Here is a 19761-nt window from a genome sequence, read left to right on the forward strand (position 1 = left end):
CCCCGCTACCGAGCCCCAGCCCCGCCGCCCGCTGAATCAGCTCGACGTCGTTGCTCGCGCCGAGCTTCTTCATCGCGCTGATCTTCTGTGCGCTGACCGTCTGCTTGCCCTTGCTCAGGCGCTGCGCGATCGTCTTGATCGGCACGCCCGACAGATACAGTCGAATCACCTCGATCTCGCGCGCCGACAGCTTCACGGGCGGGTCGCCGCGGGTGCCGAGCGCATCGACCGCGCGCCGGACGGACGGCGACAGATAGGCGCCGCCGCTGTAACTCGAATGGATCGCCGTGACGATATGGCCGACCTCGTCGAGCTTGCTGACGACGCTCACGCGGCCAGTCCCCAGGATCGAGCGGAAGATCAGCGGATTCTCGTTGGCGACCAGCACGACGATCCCGACGTTCGGCCGCATGCGGCGCAGCCAGTCGAACAGCGCGAGGCCGTCCATCTGCTCGTCGCCGGGAATCGCATAGTCGACCAGCACGACGTCGCAGTCGACGCCGCCGAGCGACGCGACCAGTTCGGCCGCGCTCCGGTAGACCGCGACGAGCTCGATCGCGCAGGTGCTGCCCGCGATCTGCTCGATGCCGGCCAGCGTCAACGGCCAGTCGTACGCGACGACGATGCGAACATTGAATTTCCTCATGCGCAGTTTCCTGATGGTTCACCGCCGCGCCACGCGGAACGCGCGCGACCGGTTGGGCGTTGAAAGGACGTTCAGGCTATTTTTAGCCTGAACGTCGATTCTATGAACGTGCGCAAGGCCGCGATATCGGACGGCGTACGAATTGGCGGCCGCAGACGTAATACGGGTTTGATATTTGCGCCGGTTCAACGCCCGGCAGCCGGCGATCGACCGTCGCGGCATCGGCCCGACGGCCAGCGTTGCGCGCCGCACCGCCGCCCAGCGGGTAAAATTGCGCGTTTGCATGCCACCCCGGCCCGCCGGCGGCGAGCGACGCGCCGCTGCCGGCCGCGCGCCACGCCCCTTCGCCGGCTTGCCCGTACTGCCCGCTTTCCTCATGACCGATTCCGACCTGCAATCCGACGACACCTCCATCCACGAAGACGGCCTCTGGCGCGACAACGGCTGGACGGCCCGCATCATCAAGAACGAAGACGACGACGGCTGGGCCGTCGAGATGGTCAAGGACGGCGAGTCCGAGCCCGCCCTCGTCGGCCCGTGGACCATGGGCCGCGACAAGAAGAATCCGAAGCCGATGGACGCGAATGCGTTCCGCACGCTCGTGAAGACCGCGACCGAAGTGCTGATGCGGCACGAACAGCAGCGGCGCGCGATGCTGCACAAGGAGGTGACGGTGCAGGACGAAGCCGGACAGGACGTGTCGGTGACGCTCGACATCGTGCCGGACGAGTTCGAGCCGTATGCGCAGCTCAAGGCTGTCGATCCGTATGGCGAGCTGCTGGCCGACGCGAAGGTGTCGGCCGGATTCAAGCTCAACAAGGCCAGCGCCGAACGCTGGGTCGCATCGGGCTTCGAACGGCCGGCCTGAGCCCGCACGGCGCGCCGACGCACTCGATCAGGCGTCGGCGCCCCGCTCCGCGCGCGCGAGCCGGCGTGCGGCGAGCTTGCGCCGCACGAATTCCTCGAACTGCCGCGTCGCGACCTCCGGGTCGCGCGCGGCCAGCCCCAGCAGGTTGCGCGCAAGCTGGATCGGCGTCAGCACGACGCCCCACGGCAGCCCCCACCAGCCGAGCGTGGCCGACGCGAGCAGCGCGACCGCCTGCTTCCTGCGCCCGCAGCGGCGGCAGCATACGTGGCGCCGCGTCGCCCAGCGCGTGACGAACACGAGCGACACGACGCGATGCGACGCATGGACGTCCACCGGCTGCCCTTCGCGCCGGCAGATCGGGCATGGCCCGTAGCGCCAGTCGTCGACGTACTGCCGGACCTTCGCGTCGGGCACCCGTTCGGCCTCGACGACGACCGGATGCGCATGCGCGCATGCCGGGCTGCAATAGCGGCGGCCGTCGATCGACCGTCCGCCGACCAGGAACGTCCTGCCGCACTGACTGCACTCTGCCACGATGACCTCGGATAAGCGTGATGCGCCGCGTGCCGGCCGCGCGCAGGTCGGTGCACGCGTGCCGGCCGGGCCGGTTCATGTCTTAACGGCTGCCGCCGCGCGGTCTTGAGCGGGTGCGTCGCGGCACGTCAGCTATGCAGCCCGTGCGCGATCATCAGCCGGTACAGCGTCGCGCGCGAGATGCCGAGCTCCGCCGCGACGTCCGCATGCTGATGGCGGTGACGCAGCAGCGTTTCCTCGATTGCGTGCCGCTCGGCCTGCCGGCGCGCCTGCGCGAGTGTCGGCGGCCGCAGCGACGTGTACGGATGCAGCTCGAGATCGGCGGCCGAGATCAGCGGGCCGCTCGTCATCACGACCGCGAAGCGGATCCGGTTGATCAGTTCCCGCACGTTGCCGGGCCACCGATAGTTGTGGATCGCCTCGATCGCGCACGGCGTGAAGCCGCGAATCCGGTACGAGCCGTCGTCGCGATAGCGCCGCAACACGTCGTCGGCGAGCAGCATGATGTCGCGGCCGCGCATGCGCAGCGGCGGCTCGTCGATCCGCAGCACGCACAGGCGGTAGTACAGGTCGGCGCGAAATCGCCCGGCCTGCATCGCGGCTTCGAGATCGACGTGCGTGGCCGACACGATCCGCACGTCGACCGGAATCGACGCATGGCCGCCCAGCCGCTCGATCTTGCCTTCCTGCAGGAACCGCAGCAGGCTCGCCTGGCTCTCGAACGGCATGTCGCCGATTTCGTCGAGAAACAGCGTGCCGCCGTGCGCGGACTCGATGCGGCCGATCTTGCGCTGGTGCGCGCCGGTGAACGCGCCGCGCTCGTGGCCGAACAGCTCGGCCTGCAGCAGCGTCGTCGGGATGGCCGCGCAGTTCACGGCGACGAACGGTGCATCGGCACGCGACGACTGCCGGTGGATCGCCGCCGCCGTCAGCTCCTTGCCGGTGCCGGATTCGCCGGCGATGAACACGCTCGCGTCGGTGTTCGCGACCTTGCGGATCGTCGCGAACAGCCGGCGCATCGCGCCGCACGCACCGATCATCGCGCCGTCGGGCGGCGCGGCCTCCGCGGCCGGGTCGCCGTCCGCGAGCTCGAGCATCCCGTATGCATGGCCGACGAGATAGCCGATCGTCGTGTAGGCCGCCGCATTGCGCACGTAGTCGAAGCAGCAATGGCGGATCAGCCGCGCGATCGTGATGTTGCGCAGCCGCTCGCCGTCGGCGAGCGCGACCCAGCCGACGCGCGGGTCACGCAGCAGCGTCTCGAACGACGCGACGTCAGGCGACGCGAAGCTGCCGAAATCGACGATGCCCGCATGCGGACGGTTCGCCTTGACGAGATTCAGCGCGTCCGCGACGGTTTTGGCGCGCCACACTTCCCAGCCGCGCGCCGCGAGCACGTCGACGAGCGCGGCATCGTGCTGCTGCGACAGGTAGACGAGCGGCCGCGACGGCGCGACATGATTGCGCCGGACCGCGAGGAACGGCAGCGTGCTCACCTCCCGTTCGACATCCTCCGCGCCCGACATGCTGAGCTGACAGCAATGGTTCACGATTGCCTCGCCGCATAAGGTTGTGTGTCGGAGCGGCCGTTGCCCGATCGCGCGCGGCGGGGCCCGTGGTCCCGCGGCGCGGCGCCGCTCCGTCCTCGAATCGATGTCGCGTCATCCGATGCGTCAGCGGCAGAACACGACGCGCTGCGTGTAGATCTGCGGCTCGATGACGGGTTTCGCCGATCCGTTGAGATCGTCGCGATAGGCGCGGTAGGTCTTGCCGTTTACCGTCACGTCCGACGCGCGGGCCGTCTCGATCTTGTCGAGCCCGGTATGCCGCCATTCGTTCACCCGGTCCGCCGCGGTGACGCTCGACTCGCCCGCGATCTTCTGCGTGATCGCGCTGCCGTCGCTCCACGGCTGCGTCTGCATGTCCTCGGTGTGCTGCATCGCGCCGACCGTCTTGCCGGTCGACTTCGGCCCGGTCTGCGCGTCGAACGGCGCGCCGCGGCCGTACACCGGCGATTGCCACGACGGCGCGTGACCGGCTTCCGGCACCATGTAGACCATCTGCGGGTCGCCGATCATCATCATCGGCGCGCATGCCGTGTTGTCGGGACGGCCGAGCGTCGACAGCGCCTGCTGGACGCTCGCGGCGTTCGCGAGGGTCTGCTCGCTCAGGATGACGAAGACCGCGGGATTCTGGAAAACCGACTGCGCAGCGGCCTGCACGCTGGCCAGCAACAAAGCGACCAAAAAGATCCTCATGATTGAGGCCTCCTTGCATCCTCGTCACGCAAAAAGAGGTGTTGACCTCGGGGATGGGCACAACACCCGTCAAACCGGAAAAGACGGTCGGGCATCGGGCCGAGCGCCTGCCGTGCGACCCGCGCTCCGGTCGCACGGCAAACCGGCCCGCATGCTCACGACGAGGTACTCGTCGAGATGACGGTCGGCGCCGGCGCGACCGGTGCTGCCGGTGCGGCCTGCTGGTCGACCGTGGCGGGTGGCAACGCTTGCGCCGGATCGGTCAGCGCCGGCGTGCCGGCGGCGGCTTGTGCAGCCGCCGTGCCAGCGGCTTCGACCGCGTCCGGCACTTTCGCGTCGGCGGCCGGCAGGTCGGCGGGCGCCGCGGCAACGGCAGGCTGCGCGGGCTCCGGTGCTGGCGCTTCGGCGGCTGCCTGCGGCGCGGGCTCGGCAGCCTTCGCGTCGGCGGCCGGCGCCGCGACGACGGCTGCCGCCGGCATCGGTTCGGCCACCGGCTCACCCGCGGCTTGCGCGGCGTCGGTCGCGGCGGGCATCGGCTCCGGGGCCTTGTCGGCGACCGGCGGGACCTGCTCCGGCGCCTGGTCGGCCACGGCCGGCGCGGGCTCGGGCGCCTTGTCCGCGACCGGCTGCGCGGGCGCCGGCGCCTTCGTATCGGCGACCGGTGCGGCGGGCGCGGGCGATGCCTTGTCTGCCACTGTCGGCGCGGCGATGACGGCTGCCGCCGGCACGGCGGCCATTGCGGCCGCCGGTACCACCGACGCGGCAGGTGCCGCGGCGACGGCAGGCGCGGCAGCAGCAGCCGGTGCCGCGGCCGCCGGAACTGCGGCGGCAACCGTCGGCACTGCGACGGCCGGAGCCCCGGCGACCGGCGCCATCACCGGTACCGGCACCGAAACGGGCGCCGCGCGCATCGACGTCGTCTCGATCGGGCGCGTCGGTGCGGGCGCCGGCGCGGCCGAGCCAAGCGGCGGCAGGCCCATCCGGTCGCGCACGATCGGATCGCGATACTTCACGTCGTCCGCGACGGTCGCTTCGACGCTGGGCGCCACGTTCGAACGCGCGAGCGGCGCGGTCGTGCCCGGGCACAGGTGCCCGGTCGCTTCCACCGCGCGCCGGTTCGCATCGCTCTGGCAGAGCAGCGCGAGCGCCACGTCGGTCAGCCCCATCGCGCGAAATTCACGCGCATCGAGACGCCGCACGCAGGCCTGGTCGACCAGCGTCGTGCCGCCCGTCGCGCCGAACCCCGGGAACGACACACCGACGCTCACCGAGCCCATGCAGGTATCGGACAGCGTGGTCGTGAGGCCGGGCGCCTGGATCGACGGGTTCGTCTTGATCGTCTGCGTGCCCGAGTAATTGACGTTTTCCGTCGCCTGGGTGTTGTACGGGCTGGTGCCGGGTGCGCCGGCCGCGAGCGCGTTCGTGCTCTGCGGGCTCACGTTGCCGCCGGCCGTGCTGGACGGCAGCGTCACGTTGACGTTCACGCTCGAATTGCCGCTGCCGCGCACACCGCTGGAACTGGTGGCATTGCCGCCGCGCGAGCTGGTCGTATTCGTGTTCATGCTCGAGCCGCCGCCCTGGCTGATGGCCGTCGACGATGTCGACGACTGCGCGCTCGACGTCGAATCGGCGGTTTGTGCCTGTGCACCGATCGTGGTCATCGCGAACATCGCCGCACATGCCACCTTGATCCTGTTGCTGTTCATTTCACTCTCCGGACGAGGTTTGTCCTCCACCCAGGCAACCGTACTAATTCCCCTGAATGCCTTCAGTTTTCGCTGCTTCCCCGAACTGCTTCCAGCCGCTGCCCAGCTGGGACCACGAGCCGGCCGACACGCCCTGCCACTGCTGGGTGTCCGGTCCGCCGATGGCACTGCCCGACGAAAGCGTTTGTTGTTCTGACGGTTTGGTTGTCTGGTCAGGGTTGTTTGACGTCTGCATAGTCGATTGCCCACCATCGGCAGCACGGTCAGCGCCATACGCCGTCAGAGACGCGAGCATCAGAGCGGCGGCAATCAGGTTCTGCTTCATGCCAACTCCTTACGTGACAACAATGCGGAAAAGAGACCAGCGTCGCTGGGAAACTGGTCCCCCCCACACCTGACTAATGACTGCTCCCGGTCGCGCTCGAGTCGCCCTGGCTTCCGCCCGATGCGGACGGCGAACCGGCCGGACCGGTACTCCACACGGTCGACGAGTTGTAGTGATTCGAGCCCGCGATCGCGCCCGATCCGCCACTGCCCGTCCATCCCGCGGCACCCGCGTTGGCATTGCCGTGGTCGTTCGCGCCCGTGGCCGTGTAGTGGTTCGCGCCGAGTACGATCGTGGCGGTCACCCCTCCCGAAAGCGCATTCGCGTTCTCGTTCGTGCTGCCGTTTCCAGCGAACGAGCCTGCGGCACCGATACCGCCGCCTGCCGCGAACGCGCCCCCGTTCGTGCCCGAACCGCTGGCCGTCGAAGTCGAGTTGTGATAAGCGGACGCCGTGCCGGCGGAGCCGCTGGGCGTCACGGTACTTCCTGCATTCGCGCCGGCCGTCGATGTCGAATTGCTGGTATAGCTGCCGGAGCCGACCAGCACCGAACCGGAAACACCCGCCGCAACGGATTGCGTCTGGTTGGTCGTGGACGATCCGGCCGCCAACGCAGCGGACGAAATGACGGTGAGCGCTGTCGCTAAAATGACTTTGGCTTTCATAGCAATTCCTTGCTGTGAGGAAGTTCGACGGTGGCGGAGCCGGGCCCGCCCTCGCGGGACGAAACCCGGCATCCGTACCGCCAGCCAATGACGAACGCTACGCGTCGCGGCTTAGTGGTGATACGTCCAGCCGATCGAGCCGGCGTTCGCACCGCTGCTGCCGCCCGCTTGTGCGCCGCCAAAGCCGAAGCCGCCGACCGTCGACGTTTGAGTGTGGTTCGTGTACGAGATCGAACCGCTGCTGCCGCCACCGGCCGTTGCGCCGGCTGCGCCGAGTGCCGAGCCCGAATCGGTCGCGGAGAAGTGGCCGAACCCGGCGACGCCTGCCATCGTCTGGCCACCGCTCGACGAGTTGCTGCTCGACACCGTGCCGCTGCCGGCGAACGCTGCACCCGAAACCGCCAGAACTGCTGCTGCAATCAGAAGCTTCTTCATGGTCGACTCCATAACGGCGTGGAGAGAATGAGCATGGAAGATCGCACGCCATCAATCTTCCTGCCTCGAGCAATCCTTAAAAATAAGGATCACTATCCAATAAATAAGCTATTGCTTACTCGTAAATGGCGTTTTTATTTTTGGCCAGCCGAAGTCTAGTTTTATGTTTTTAAGTTGTCCAAAATTTCTGAGTAGGTGTTTTCTATTATTTTTATGAACATTAAAATGTTCTCAAAACACCATTGATGAAATTAACCGGAATGGCGAGCACACCTTTCCGGCTCGCGATTTTCAATACCCCGTCGAAAACCGATGCCGGCACCGGCACCCGTTTCCGGAATTGAAAATCAGCGAATATATTTACAACCGCAAAATTCAGCGCCCGCGCGACGTGCACCCTTCATCCGGGCGACGACGGGCCTGCATTGCAGCCAGACGACATGTCTGCTCCCTGAGCTGACGAAGAAAGGCCTTCCGGATAACCCGGCCGACGCGCGTTCGATCTAGTCCGGCCGGCGCCGGCACTGACCCGGCGCGATCGAAACGGCTCTGCACGGTTGAAGAGGAATCGGCGCCACGCTGTTCGGCACGAACGGCATGCCCCATCCGGGAACGCTGAATGAAGTCGAGCGCCGCTGTCGCCGGGTTGCCGCGCGAAGCGACAACCGCTCCAGCACGCGGCGCGCGCGGAGGGCAGGAAATCTGCAAGGCGCAACCGGCGACGCTGGCACTGCGCCGCAAGCCACACCCCGATCGTGCCGACTACCCCTGTGGTCCGCCAGAAACACGCGGATCAAGCCACTGCTTATAGTGTTCATCGCCGCTTCCCCGACTGGCTCGTGACGAACTGGCCGCCCCCACATCATTGTTGCAACGTGTCGACCGCTCGCCGGTGCGTCCCATGTTGCAAACCGCATGCCACGCGATATTCCACCGAGCATTGCGCGCCGCATGCGACCGCCAGCCCTGACGATTTCGCCCGGAACGGCATTTTTTGTTTCAGGAATGTATCGCGATAACGGGATGCACTTGGCAGCGATCATTGAACACTGCGACGTAATGCCGTGATTTGACGGACGAATCCGGCGTGCCGAGGCGCCCCGGACGCCCCTGCGAACGGTTGTTTCAAACTTGAGAAGCGGCCGTCGACACCTGGCCCACGGTTCGCGCGCTTCCACTGACAAACCGCGTGTTGCGGCATGCCGGCAACCGTCCATTCCCCCCGGCGGACGGGGTCCCGGCGCTCGATGATCCCCGCCGAACGGCCGCCGATACGACCGGAACACGGGTTCACCCCGAAATACGAAACGAATTTGATTCATCCGTGAAAATACCCACACGATCATCCGGTGAAAAAAGCTTGCCTTCCGGCACGTTGCAGGCGTAATAATTAAAACAAATGTAAACCCGCGATCCCGGAAAAAACGTACGCATCATTTTTTCATTTCCGTTCGATTCACCTTTCACCGCCTGGCCTCGATGAGCAATTCATTGAAGAGACGTTTTCGACCGGTTATCCGCCTAATTCTCATCACTGAAACATGCCGATTAAAAACCGCTTTCACGCCTTCAATGTCGTAAAAGCCTGATTCGACGCGTGTTTCGTCGTATCGAACCGTATCGATCCCGCGATCGCCACGGGCGCTTCCCTGTCCCCACGATTCACGCATGAAACACAAACGCGCGTGCCGAACGGCCATTGCGCGGCCACGCCCGCATCCAGCGGGACTTCGTCATTCATGGCATGCCGATTGCCTGATGTCCGGCTCTCACCGAGCGGCACGCCACGGCACACGACATACAAGCGGCGGCCCCTCGTCAATCAGCGTGTCGGGGAAAAGGCGATGAAGATCACCACCGATCGATCGACGCTTGCGTCGTTCAAGCATCAACGGGGTTGTCAGCGAAACCGGAGCGCCTGTCGCGGCGCTTCGTCGACATCTGCACATGCGGACCGGCGCCCGCCGAAGCGATACCCGTGCAGCGGGATGGAACGGGTGCGCGACGCCGTCGAGTACATCGACGTGTGGTTCCTGGAGATGCTCGACGAAGGAGAAAGCGATGAATGACAGGGTCGCGATCGACACGCGCGCCGGTCGGCGCGTACTGGTGACGGGTGGCGCAGGTTTTCTCGGCAGCTACGTCTGCGAACGGCTCGTCATGGAAGGCGCGTTCGTCACCTGCGTCGACAGCCTGCTGACGGGACGCAAGCTCAACGTCGCCGACCTGAAGGCGTCCGGCCGGTTCGAATTCGTGAAGGGCGACGTGTCGCTCGGCCTGCCGCAGCTGCAGGTGGATGAAATCTGGAATCTCGCGTGCGCGGCCTCCCCGCCCACCTACCAGATCGATCCGGTCCACACGATGATGACGAACGTGCTCGGCATGAACCACTGTCTCGCGCTGGCGCGCCGGACCGGCGCGCGCGTGTTCCAGGCGTCGACCAGCGAGATCTACGGCGACCCCGGCGTCCATCCGCAGATGGAAACCTATCGCGGCAACGTGAACACGATCGGCCCGCGTGCGTGCTACGACGAAGGCAAGCGTGCGGCCGAGGCGCTGTGCTACGACTACTACCGTTCGCACGGCGTCGACGTGCGCGTCGCGCGCATCTTCAATACCTACGGGCCGCGCATGTCGCCGCGCGACGGCCGCGTCGTGTCGAACTTCGTCGTCGCCGCGCTCAATGGCGCCGCGCTCGAGATCTACGGCGACGGCCGGCAGACGCGCTCGTTCTGCTTCGTCAGCGACCTGATCGACGGCTTCTTCAGCCTGATGGACGCCCCGCGCAACGTCGGCACACCGGTCAACATCGGCAATCCCGGCGAATTCACGATGATCGAACTTGCGGAGCAAGTCCTCGCGATCACGGGCTCGACCTCGGAGATCGTGTTCCGGCCGCTGCCGATCGACGATCCGCACCAGCGCAAGCCCGACATTTCGGTCGCCGCGACGGAGCTCGGCTGGCGGCCGGCGATCGATCTCGACGAAGGCCTGCGCCGCACGGTCGACTATTTCAGCCGCGAACTGTGGCTCGCGCCGGTGCTGCGCGGGACCGGAGCGGTCGCATGAAAGTGCTCGTGACAGGGGGAGCGGGCTATATCGGCAGCCATACGTGCAAGGCGCTCGCGGAAGCGGGACACGATCCCGTCGCGTACGACAACCTGTCGACCGGTCATCGCGACGCGGTCCGCTGGGGGCCGCTCGTGGCGGCCGACATCCTCGACGGCGATGCGCTGTCGCACGCGCTCGCCGCGCACCGGCCCGACGTCGTGATCCATTTCGCCGCGCTCGCCTACGTCGGCGAATCGGTGCTCGCGCCCGAGCGCTACTACACGGTCAACGTGACGGGCACCTGCACGCTGCTGAGCGCGATGCGCGCAGCCGGCGTGGGCAGGATCGTGATGTCGTCGTCGTGCGCGACGTACGGCATTCCGGAGACGCTGCCGATCTCGGAGCGCACGCCGCAGCGGCCGATCAATCCGTACGGCTTCACGAAATACGCGATGGAGCGGATGGCCGCCGATTTCGAACGCGCGTACGGGCTGAAATGGATCGCGCTGCGCTACTTCAACGCGGCGGGCGCGGACCCCGACGGCGCGATCGGCGAATGCCACGCACCGGAAACGCACGCGCTGCCGCTGGCGATCCGCGCGGCGCTGCGCACCGGCGACGCATTCCGGGTAATGGGCACCGACTACCCGACGCCGGACGGCTCGGCGATTCGCGACTACGTGCACGTGAGCGACCTTGCCGACGCCCACCTGAAGGCAAGCGCCTATCTGTGCGGCGGCGGCCCGAGCGTCGCGCTGAACCTCGGCACCGGAAACGGGACGTCGGTGCTCGCCGCGTTGCGCGCGGTCGAGGCCGTGACGGGCCGCCGCGTGCCGACGGTACTGGCCGCGCGCCGCCCGGGCGATCCGCCCGCGCTGTACGCCGACGCGACGATGGCCGCGCGGGTGCTCGGCTGGCGGCCCCGCTTCACCGCGATCGAGCCGATGGTCGAACACGCTGCGGCGTGGTTTCAGAAGGAGCGGCAACGCGAATCCAGCAGGTAACGACGCAAGCGTCGTCACAAGCCACCCAGGGGAACAACCATGAATGTGCGGATCGCCATCGTCGGTACGGGCTACGTCGGCCTGGTCAGCGGCGCATGCCTTGCCGAGCTCGGGCATGACGTCGTCTGCATCGACAACAATCGCGGCAAGATCGACGCGCTGAACGAAGGCCGCATGCCGATCTACGAACCGGGTCTCGACGCCGTCGTCGCCCGCAACGTCGAACGCGGCACGCTGCGCTTCAGCAGCGACCTCGCCGCCAGCGTGCGCGATCGCGATGCGGTGTTCATCGCGGTCGGCACGCCGACGCTGCCCGGCACCGACCACGCGGATTTGCAATACGTCGAGGCGGCCGCGCGGGAAATCGCGGCGAACCTGACCGGCTTCGCGGTGATCGTCACCAAGTCGACGGTGCCGGTCGGCACCAACCGGATCGTCGCGCAGATCGTCGACTGCTGCGCGCCGGACGGCGTCGACGCGGCGATCGCGTCGAATCCGGAATTCCTGCGCGAAGGCTCGGCGATCGACGATTTCATGCATCCCGATCGCATCGTGTTCGGCGCCGAGCATCCGCGTGCGATCGAGATCATGAAGGCGATCTACGCGCCGCTGGAAGCGGCCGGCCATCTCGTGCTCGCGACCGAGATCGAGACGGCCGAACTCGTCAAATACGCGGCGAATGCGTTTCTCGCGGTGAAGATCAGCTACATCAACGAGATCTCCGACCTGTGCGAAGCGGTCGGCGCCGACGTCGAGCTGGTCGCGAACGGGATGGGCCTCGACCGGCGCATCGGCGCGTCGTTCCTGAAGGCCGGGCCCGGCTGGGGCGGCTCGTGCTTCCCGAAGGACACGCGCGCGCTGAAGGCGACGGCCTCCCAGCATGCGGTGCCGCTGCGCATCGTCAGCGCGGCGATCGAATCGAACGCGCTGCGCAAGGAGCAGATCCTCCGGCGCATCGAGAACGCGTGCGGCGGCTCGATCAAGGGCAAGCGCATCGCGGTGCTCGGCCTCACCTTCAAAGGCCAGACCGACGACGTGCGCGAAAGCCCGAGCATCGACGTAATCCAGTTGCTCGTCGGCGCCGGCGCACATATCCGCGCGTACGATCCGGCGCGTCCGCACGAGGCGTCGCGGCTGCTGCCGCAGGTGTTCATGGAAGGCTCCGCGGTCGATGCGGTACGCAGCGCCGATGCCGTCGTCGTGATGACCGAATGGAAGGCGTTCGAGACGCTCGATCTCGCCGACCTCGCGGATCACATGGCCGACCCCGTGATGCTCGACATGCGCAACCTGTTCAGCGAACGGCTGGCCGCCGACAGCGGCTTTCGCCGCTACGAACGCGTGGGCCGCTCGTGCGGCGAGCGCTCGCCGGCAGACCCGGCCGCGGAACCCGCGAACGCGAGCGCGGACACCCGGCCGCAGCGCGGCCTGCTTCAGCACTGATGGTCCGACCTTGACGGGAGAGCACCATGAAGAAGCTGGTTGCGTCGCCTGCCGGTGCGCTTGCGCCGGATACCGCCGATACCACGGACACGCCGGACACCGAAGCAGGTCGCGCCGATGCGCGGCACGCGGCGGTTCCGTTCGTGGTCCCGCTGATGGACAGCGGGACCCGGATCGTGTTCCAGATCCTCGCGCTGGGCTGGTTCGTCGCGCTGGGCATCTTCTGGCGCTGGTGGCTGCGCGACGAGCACTATGTCGATGCGTTCCGCTTCGGCGTCAACTGCTTCGTGCTGTTCTGGACCACCTTCATTCCCGGCTATTTCATCTTCATCATCCGCTCGGCGGTCGTGCCGAACCCCGCGCTGCCCGTGCCGCGCGACTGGCGCGTCGCGATGGTCGTCACCAAGGCGCCGTCCGAGCCGTTCGACATCGTGCGCACGACGCTGCTCGCGATGCTCGACCAGACCTATCCGCACGACACGTGGCTCGCCGATGAAGACCCGTCGCCCGCCACGCTCGACTGGTGCCGCGAGCACGGCGTGTTCGTGTCGACGCGGCGCGGCATCGCCGCGTATCACCGGGCGAGCTGGCCGCGCCGGACCCGCTGCAAGGAAGGCAATCTCGCGTACTTCTACGACCGGGTCGGCTACGACAACTACGATTTCGTGTCGCAGCTCGACGCCGACCACGTGCCGACCCGCACCTATCTCGAGGAAATGCTCCGGCCGTTCGTCGATCCGGACGTCGGCTACGTGTCGGCCCCGAGCATCTGCGACAGCAATGCGGCCGGCAGCTGGAGCGCGCGCGGCCGCGTCAACGTCGAAGGGCCGCTGCACGGCACGATGCAGGCCGGCTACGCGGGCGGCCTCGCGCCGCTGTGCATCGGCTCGCACTATGCGGTGCGCTGCCGCGCGCTGCGCGAGATCGGCGGGCTCGGGCCCGAACTCGCCGAGGATCACTCGACCACGATGATCTTCAACGCGAAGGGCTGGCGCGGCATGCATGCGCTGAACGCGATCGCGAACGGCGAAGGACCGCGCACGTTCGGCGACCTCGCGACGCAGGAATTCCAGTGGTCCAAGAGCGTGATGATCATCATGCTGCGCTACACGCGCCGCTATTTCATGGGCCTGCCGCTGAAGCTGAAGGCGCAGTTCCTGTTCTGCCAGCTGTGGTATCCGCTGTGCGCGCTCGCGATGGCCGGCAGCGTCGTGATTCCGGTCGTCGCGTTGCTGACCGGCCGCGTGTGGGCGCACGTCGACTACCTCACGTACCTCACCTACGCGCTGCCGCTCACCGTGCTGATCCTGTGCGTCGTGACGTGGGCCACGCATTCGACGCAGTCGTGCCGGCCGCTGAATACCAAGCTGTTGTCGTGGGAGGGGCTCACGTTCGTGTTCGCGCGCTGGCCGTGGGTCGTGCTCGGCTGCGTGTCGGCGCTGCTCGACTGCGTGCGCGGCAGGGAATTTCCGTTCAAGGTCACGCCGAAGGGCGGCATGGTCGAGCAGGACGCGCCGCTGCGCGTCGTCGCGCCTTACCTGCTGATCTCGCTGTTCTGCAGCCTGCCGGTGGTCGCGATCGAGAATCCGCGCAACGCGGCCGGCTTCTATCTGTTCTCGACGCTGACGGGCATCCTGTATTTCGTGATCGCCGCCGTCATCGCCGTGCATCACGGCAAGGAGCAAGGACTCGACGCGTCGACGTTCACACAGATGTTCGTCAGCCGCCTGCCCGTGCGCAACGCGCTGTTCGTCTTCGCGCTGGCGATGCTGCTGACGGCCATCGGGCTGCGCGCACCGCACGGCTGGCAGGCGATGATGTGGCGCTCGGGCGTGCCGGTCGTCGCGATGGTCGAGCCCGCGGCGGGGGAGCCGGTGAAGCAGCCCGCGCTCGGCGCCTACGACCCCGACGACGCGCTCGCGGCCGCGCCGGGCATCGCATTCGATCATGTGTTCGTGTCGTGGAACGCGCCCGATATCGACGCGGAAATCGGCAACGCGTACCGGGCCGCGCAAGCCCGCAACCGCTCGCTGATGCTGACCGTCGAGCCGTGGGCGGCGGACGGCACGCGACCGGGCACGTTGCTCGCCGATATCGCGCACGGCCGCTACGACGCGCGGATCGCCGCGACCTGCTCGGCGCTCGCCGCGTTGAAGGGGCCGGTGTTCGTGCGATGGGGCCACGAGATGGAGACGGACACCGGACGCTATCCGTGGGCCGTCGGCGATGCCTCGGCTTACGTCGATGCGTACCGGCGCGTCGTCACCGCGTGCCGCACGATGACCGACCAGATCCGCTTCGTGTGGTCGCCGGCCGGCAACCGCAATCTCGGCGACTATTTCCCGGGGCGCGGCTATGTGGACGAAGTCGGCCTGTCGGTATTCGACTGCCCGCGCTGCGCGATCTGGCCGCCCGGCGGCCGGTTCTCGGCCGCGAGCATCCTGCGCACCAAATACGAACGGGTGGCCGACTACGGCTTGCCGGTGATGGTCGCGGAGCTCGGCGTCGACGGGTCGAATGCGCGCAAGCGTGCGGAACTCGACGAATTCCAGCGCTCGCTGTGGCGCTATCCGTTGTTGAAGGCGGTGGTCTACTTCAACGCGGTCGACACGCCCGGCGCGTGGCCCGCGCACTATGTGCCGGACTGGCGGATCGCGCCGGCGTACCTGCAGACGACGGTCGTCGCGAAATGACGATCGGCGAGCGGCCGGCCGTCAGTCGAGCAGTTCCTTCTTGCGCAGATGCACGACGTCGCGCATCGGCGGCGCGCCGAACAGCCGGCTGTATTCGCGGCTGAACTGCGACGCGCTTTCGTAGCCGACCACGGCCGCCACCGACCCGACGTCGCCGCCCTGCCGCAGCAACAGCCGCCGCGCCTCGTGCAGCCGCAGCTGCTTCTGGTACTGCAACGGGCTCAGCGTCGTCACGTGCTTGAAATGATGGTGCAGCGACGACACGCTCATGTTGACCGCCTGCGCGAGCGACTCGACGCGCATCGGCTCCGCGAAGTGATCGCGGATCCATTCGATCGCACGCGCGATCCGGTGCGTCTGGCTGCCCGCGATCGCCATGTGCCGCAGCCGCGTGCCCTGCCCGCTGATCATCAGCCGGTACAGCACTTCCTTTTCGATCAGCGGCGCGACGACCGCGATGTCGGCCGGCGTATCGAGCAGCCGCAGCAGCCGCAACGCCGCATCGAGCAGCGGCGGCGTCAGCTCCGCGAGCGCGATCCCCTCGCCCTCCGGGCCCGCGTCGGGCTCGGGCAGCCGCATCTCGGCCGCCAGCTCGACGATGCGCTGCGGGTCGAGCGTCAGCGACAGGCACAGGTACGGCGCATCCGGCGACGCACGCGTCACACGCGACAGGATCGGCAAGTCGATCGACGTAATCAGGCAATTGTGGGTGTCGTATTCGTAAGCCTGGCCGGCCACGATCACGCGCTTCGCGCCCTGCGCGGCGATCACCAGCGCGGCGCGCGATACGCCGCAGCCGAGATCGACCGGCCGCGTGTGCCGATGCAGCATCAGGCCCGGCACGGCGGTCGAGTGCGAGCCGTCCGCGGGCGCGAAACGGCCGATCAGCGACGCCAGTTCGCGCCGCCCGGATTCGCGCGACGCCACGATATCGGTCATGTCCATGACGCTTCCTCGAATGATTTCCCGTGTCGCGCGAGCATAGCGAAACGGCTCGCGGCGTGCGGGGAATTTGCAGGATTGTTCAATAAATTTGCAGGATTGGGTAGACGCAAAAAACGAAGCCTCGCGCACACTGCCGGCTAACCCGGCGCATGCCGGGTTTTCCCCACGGAGACAACAACATGCCTACCTCGTTTGTCCTGAACGGCAAGAACGTCACGCTCGACGCCGATCCGTCGATGCCCGTCCTCTGGGCGATTCGCGAACACGCGGGACTGACCGGCACGAAATTCGGCTGCGGCATGGCGCAGTGCGGCGCGTGCACGGTGCATCTCGAAGGCCAGGCCGTCCGCTCGTGCGTGCTGCCGCTCGCCGGCATCGCGGGCAAGCACGTCACGACGATCGAAGGCCTGCAGAGCAAGCCCGCGCAGGCCGTGCAGGCCGCGTGGGTCAAGCTGCAGGTGCCGCAATGCGGCTATTGCCAGTCCGGCCAGATCATGTCGGCCACCACCTTGCTCGAACAGAACCCGAAGCCGACCGACGCGGACATCGACGCCGCGATGAACGGCAACCTCTGCCGCTGTGCGACCTACGCCCGCATCCGGGCCGCGATCCACGACGCGGCCGCGACGCTGGGAGCCTGACCATGACGATCGAACTCGACAACCCCGGTTCGGTGCGCCCGTCGCGCCGCACGTTCCTGAAGGCCGCGGGGGCCGCTGCCGCCGTCAGCCTGACCATCGGCTTCGACTGGGCCGGCCTCGGCCGCCGTGCGCTCGCCGCCACCGCGCCGGCCGGCGATTTCGCGCCGAACGCCTTCCTGCGCATCACGCCCGACGGCGCCGTCACGGTCATCGCGAAGCACGTGGAAATGGGCCAGGGCGCCTATACGGGCATCGCGACGATCGTCGCCGAGGAGCTCGACGCCGACTGGTCGAGCGTGCGCGTCGAAAGCGCGCCGGCCGATGCGAAGCGCTATGCGAACCTCGCGTTCGGCACGATGCAGGGCACGGGCGGCAGCTCGGCCATGGCGAACTCGTGGCAGCAACTGCGCGAGGCCGGCGGCAAGGCGCGCGCGATGCTCGTGTCGGCCGCGGCAGCCCGCTGGAAGGTGCCGGCCGGCGAACTGACCACCGCCAACGGCGTCGTCTCGCACGCGAAGAGCGGCAAGACGGCCGCGTACGGCACGCTCGTCGCCGATGCGTCGAAGCTGCCCGTGCCCGACAAGGTCACGCTGAAGCAGCCGGCCGATTTCAAGCTGATCGGGCACCGGATTCCGCGTGTCGACGGGTCGTCGAAATCGAACGGCACCGCGCATTTCACGCTGGACACGACGTTCCCCGGCATGCGCGTCGCGCTGCTGCAGCGGCCGCCGCGCTTCGGCGCGACGGTGAAATCGTTCGACGCGACCGCAGCGAAGGCCGTGCCGGGCGTCGTCTCGGTCGTGCAGGTGCCGGGCGGCGTCGCGGTCGTCGCGACGGGCTTCTGGGCCGCGAAACAGGGCCGCGACGCGCTGAAGGTCGAATGGGACGAAACGAAGGCGGAAAAGCGCGGCTCGGACGAGCTCATGCGCGAATACCGGCAGCTCGCCGAGAAGCCGGGCGCATCCGCGCGCAAGGACGGCGATGCCGATGCGGCGATCGCCGGCGCGGCGCGCAAGATCAGCGCGACGTATGAATTCCCGTATCTCGCGCATGCGCCGATGGAGCCGCTCGACGCGGTCGTCAAGCTGACGCCGACCAGCTGCGAGATCTGGGCCGGCGACCAGTTCCAGACGGTCGACCAGGGCAACGCGGCCAAAACGGCCGGGCTGAAGCCGGAACAGGTGAAGATCCATACGCTGTATGCGGGCGGCAGCTTCGGCCGGCGTGCGAACGCGTGGTCGGATTACGTGGTCGAGGCCGTGTCGATCGCGAAGGCGCTCGGCGCGGACGGCAAGCCCGTCAAGCTGCAATGGACCCGCGAGGACGACATCCAGGGCGGCTTCTACCGGCCGATGTACTTCCACAAGCTCGACGCGGGCCTGACCGCGGACGGCAAACTGGTGGGCTGGCGCCACCGGATCGTCGGCCAGTCGATCCTCGCCGGCACGCCGTTCGAGGCGTTCATGGTCAAGAACGGCATCGACGCGACGTCGGTCGAGGGCGCGGCGAACCTGCCTTACGCGGTGCCGAACGTGTCGGTCGAGCTCACCACCACCCGGGTCGGCCTGCCCGTGCTGTGGTGGCGCGTGGTCGGCAGCTCGCATACGGCCTACGCGGTCGAGGCGTTCATCGACGAAGCCGCGCACGCGGCCGGCAAGGACCCGTACGCGTTCCGCCGCGACCTGCTCGCGAAGGAGCCGCGCATGCGCGCGGTGCTGGAGCTGGCCGCGCAGAAGGCCGGCTGGGATCCGGCCAAGCCGCTGCCGAAGGGCCGCGGGCGCGGGATCGCGGTGGCCGAGGCGTTCAAGAGCTATGTCGCGCAGGTGGCCGAGGTCTCGGTCGACGCGGACGGCAAGGTGAAGGTCGAGCGCGTGGTGTGCGCGGTCGACTGCGGGATCGCGATCAATCCCGACATCGTCGCCGCGCAGATGGAGGGCGGCATCGGTTTCGGCCTCGGTGCGGCGATGCACAGCGCGATCACGCTGAAGGACGGCCAGGTCGAGCAGCGCAACTTCGACGGCTACCACGTGCTGCGGATGGCCGAGATGCCGAAGGTCGAGGTGCATATCGTGCCGTCGGCCGAGGCGCCGACCGGGGTCGGCGAGCCGGGCGTCGCGCCGGTCGGGCCGGCCGTGGCGAACGCGATCTTCGCGGCGACGGGCAAGCGGCACTACGTGCTGCCGTTCGATTCGGCGGATAGCGCGAAGGCTTGATGTGACGGGACGCCGGCTGCGGGGTGAGGGGTGCCCTGTGACCGGCGTTTTTTCGGCTGCCCATGTAGGGTTCGATGTCGGCAAAAATCTTCGCCAACCATTTGATTCAAAAAGAAAACCCGGCAAGCCCGGCAGGGTTCGACGTAGGGTTCGTTATCCATCCGAAGCCTTATCCGGCCGCCCCCGAAATCCGTACCTCCCCCACGTTACGTCAGACGTAACGCCCGTAACGTCCCCGCCCGATGCTACGTAACAATCCTTCACCATTGCTCCAGCCCTGTCATCACGCGCCCGGCGTTGCGCGTTAAAAATTCTTTTTAAATTCAAGGCTGCTC

The 19761-nt window shown here is 67.5% G+C and carries 19 protein-coding genes; 8 read left to right on the forward strand and 11 right to left on the reverse strand.

The annotated features are described in order from the left end of the window. Window positions 1-646: response regulator transcription factor (locus H0X90_RS34820; RefSeq protein WP_077176400.1), on the reverse strand; the 646-nt coding region annotated here is incomplete at its 3' end. A gap of 18 nt (window positions 647-664) precedes the next feature. Beyond that, the gene (locus H0X90_RS34825) at window positions 665-1024 is read right to left on the reverse strand and encodes a hypothetical protein (RefSeq protein ID WP_155123391.1); all 360 of its coding nucleotides are present in this window, start codon (window positions 1022-1024) and stop codon (window positions 665-667) included. On the opposite strand from H0X90_RS34825, the gene H0X90_RS34830 reads away from it, so the two are divergent. Further along, on the forward strand, window positions 1023-1514 hold the full coding sequence (locus H0X90_RS34830; protein ID WP_058903301.1) for a hypothetical protein: 492 nt from the start codon (window positions 1023-1025) through the stop codon (window positions 1512-1514). The genes H0X90_RS34825 and H0X90_RS34830 overlap by 2 nt on opposite strands. 27 nt (window positions 1515-1541) lie before the next feature. Here H0X90_RS34830 and H0X90_RS34835 read toward each other — a convergent pair whose 3' ends face one another. The 8 genes from H0X90_RS34835 to H0X90_RS34870 form a co-directional block, all read right to left on the reverse strand. Next, on the reverse strand, window positions 1542-2048 hold the full coding sequence (locus H0X90_RS34835) for a hypothetical protein (RefSeq protein WP_006482025.1): 507 nt from the start codon (window positions 2046-2048) through the stop codon (window positions 1542-1544). A 128-nt stretch (window positions 2049-2176) separates the two neighbouring features. Further along, the gene (locus H0X90_RS34840; protein ID WP_006482021.1) at window positions 2177-3574 is read right to left on the reverse strand and encodes a sigma-54 dependent transcriptional regulator; all 1398 of its coding nucleotides are present in this window, start codon (window positions 3572-3574) and stop codon (window positions 2177-2179) included. Window positions 3575-3721: 147 nt separating this feature from the next. Then, on the reverse strand, window positions 3722-4306 hold the full coding sequence (locus H0X90_RS34845; RefSeq protein ID WP_006496160.1) for a hypothetical protein: 585 nt from the start codon (window positions 4304-4306) through the stop codon (window positions 3722-3724). 155 nt (window positions 4307-4461) lie between these two features. Next, window positions 4462-6012, reverse strand: coding sequence for a chemotaxis protein CheA (locus H0X90_RS34850; protein ID WP_077189297.1), 1551 nt, complete (start codon window positions 6010-6012; stop codon window positions 4462-4464). A gap of 43 nt (window positions 6013-6055) precedes the next feature. Continuing rightward, entirely contained in the window at window positions 6056-6337 is a 282-nt protein-coding gene (locus H0X90_RS34855; RefSeq protein ID WP_006491003.1) for a hypothetical protein, read from the reverse strand. Between the two features lie 73 nt (window positions 6338-6410). After that, window positions 6411-7001, reverse strand: coding sequence for a hypothetical protein (locus tag H0X90_RS34860; protein ID WP_006491002.1), 591 nt, complete (start codon window positions 6999-7001; stop codon window positions 6411-6413). A gap of 111 nt (window positions 7002-7112) precedes the next feature. Further along, on the reverse strand, window positions 7113-7436 hold the full coding sequence (locus tag H0X90_RS34865) for a hypothetical protein (RefSeq protein ID WP_006491010.1): 324 nt from the start codon (window positions 7434-7436) through the stop codon (window positions 7113-7115). Window positions 7437-8997: 1561 nt separating this feature from the next. Continuing rightward, window positions 8998-9177 (reverse strand): hypothetical protein, encoded by a 180-nt coding sequence (locus H0X90_RS34870; protein WP_077189296.1) that lies wholly within the window; start codon window positions 9175-9177, stop codon window positions 8998-9000. 103 nt (window positions 9178-9280) lie between these two features. Between H0X90_RS34870 and H0X90_RS35930 the strand changes: the two genes are divergently transcribed. From H0X90_RS35930 to H0X90_RS34895, 5 genes are read left to right on the forward strand one after another with little or no spacing between them, the layout of a single operon-like run. After that, window positions 9281-9505 (forward strand): hypothetical protein, encoded by a 225-nt coding sequence (locus H0X90_RS35930; protein ID WP_006491004.1) that lies wholly within the window; start codon window positions 9281-9283, stop codon window positions 9503-9505. Next, the gene (locus tag H0X90_RS34880) at window positions 9498-10505 is read left to right on the forward strand and encodes a UDP-glucuronic acid decarboxylase family protein (RefSeq protein ID WP_077189295.1); all 1008 of its coding nucleotides are present in this window, start codon (window positions 9498-9500) and stop codon (window positions 10503-10505) included. Before H0X90_RS35930 ends, H0X90_RS34880 begins: the two co-directional genes overlap by 8 nt. Then, entirely contained in the window at window positions 10502-11491 is a 990-nt protein-coding gene (galE, locus tag H0X90_RS34885) for a UDP-glucose 4-epimerase GalE (RefSeq protein ID WP_077189294.1), read from the forward strand. Before H0X90_RS34880 ends, galE begins: the two co-directional genes overlap by 4 nt. A gap of 39 nt (window positions 11492-11530) precedes the next feature. Next, the gene (locus tag H0X90_RS34890; RefSeq protein WP_059722011.1) at window positions 11531-12934 is read left to right on the forward strand and encodes a UDP-glucose/GDP-mannose dehydrogenase family protein; all 1404 of its coding nucleotides are present in this window, start codon (window positions 11531-11533) and stop codon (window positions 12932-12934) included. A 26-nt stretch (window positions 12935-12960) separates the two neighbouring features. Further along, entirely contained in the window at window positions 12961-15627 is a 2667-nt protein-coding gene (locus H0X90_RS34895; RefSeq protein ID WP_077189293.1) for a glycosyltransferase family 2 protein, read from the forward strand. A gap of 21 nt (window positions 15628-15648) precedes the next feature. Here H0X90_RS34895 and H0X90_RS34900 read toward each other — a convergent pair whose 3' ends face one another. After that, window positions 15649-16572: an AraC family transcriptional regulator gene (locus H0X90_RS34900; RefSeq protein WP_077189292.1), complete on the reverse strand. Its 924-nt coding sequence runs from the start codon at window positions 16570-16572 to the stop codon at window positions 15649-15651. A gap of 179 nt (window positions 16573-16751) precedes the next feature. Between H0X90_RS34900 and H0X90_RS34905 the strand changes: the two genes are divergently transcribed. Together H0X90_RS34905 and H0X90_RS34910 are read left to right on the forward strand one after the other, a co-directional pair. Then, the gene (locus H0X90_RS34905) at window positions 16752-17213 is read left to right on the forward strand and encodes a (2Fe-2S)-binding protein (protein WP_077189291.1); all 462 of its coding nucleotides are present in this window, start codon (window positions 16752-16754) and stop codon (window positions 17211-17213) included. A gap of 2 nt (window positions 17214-17215) precedes the next feature. Next, on the forward strand, window positions 17216-19426 hold the full coding sequence (locus tag H0X90_RS34910; RefSeq protein ID WP_077189290.1) for a xanthine dehydrogenase family protein molybdopterin-binding subunit: 2211 nt from the start codon (window positions 17216-17218) through the stop codon (window positions 19424-19426). Window positions 19427-19761: the final 335 nt, after the last annotated feature.

Origin of the sequence: Burkholderia sp. 9775_39 (assembly GCF_015712225.1) — a bacterium.
Lineage (GTDB): Bacteria > Pseudomonadota > Gammaproteobacteria > Burkholderiales > Burkholderiaceae > Burkholderia > Burkholderia cenocepacia.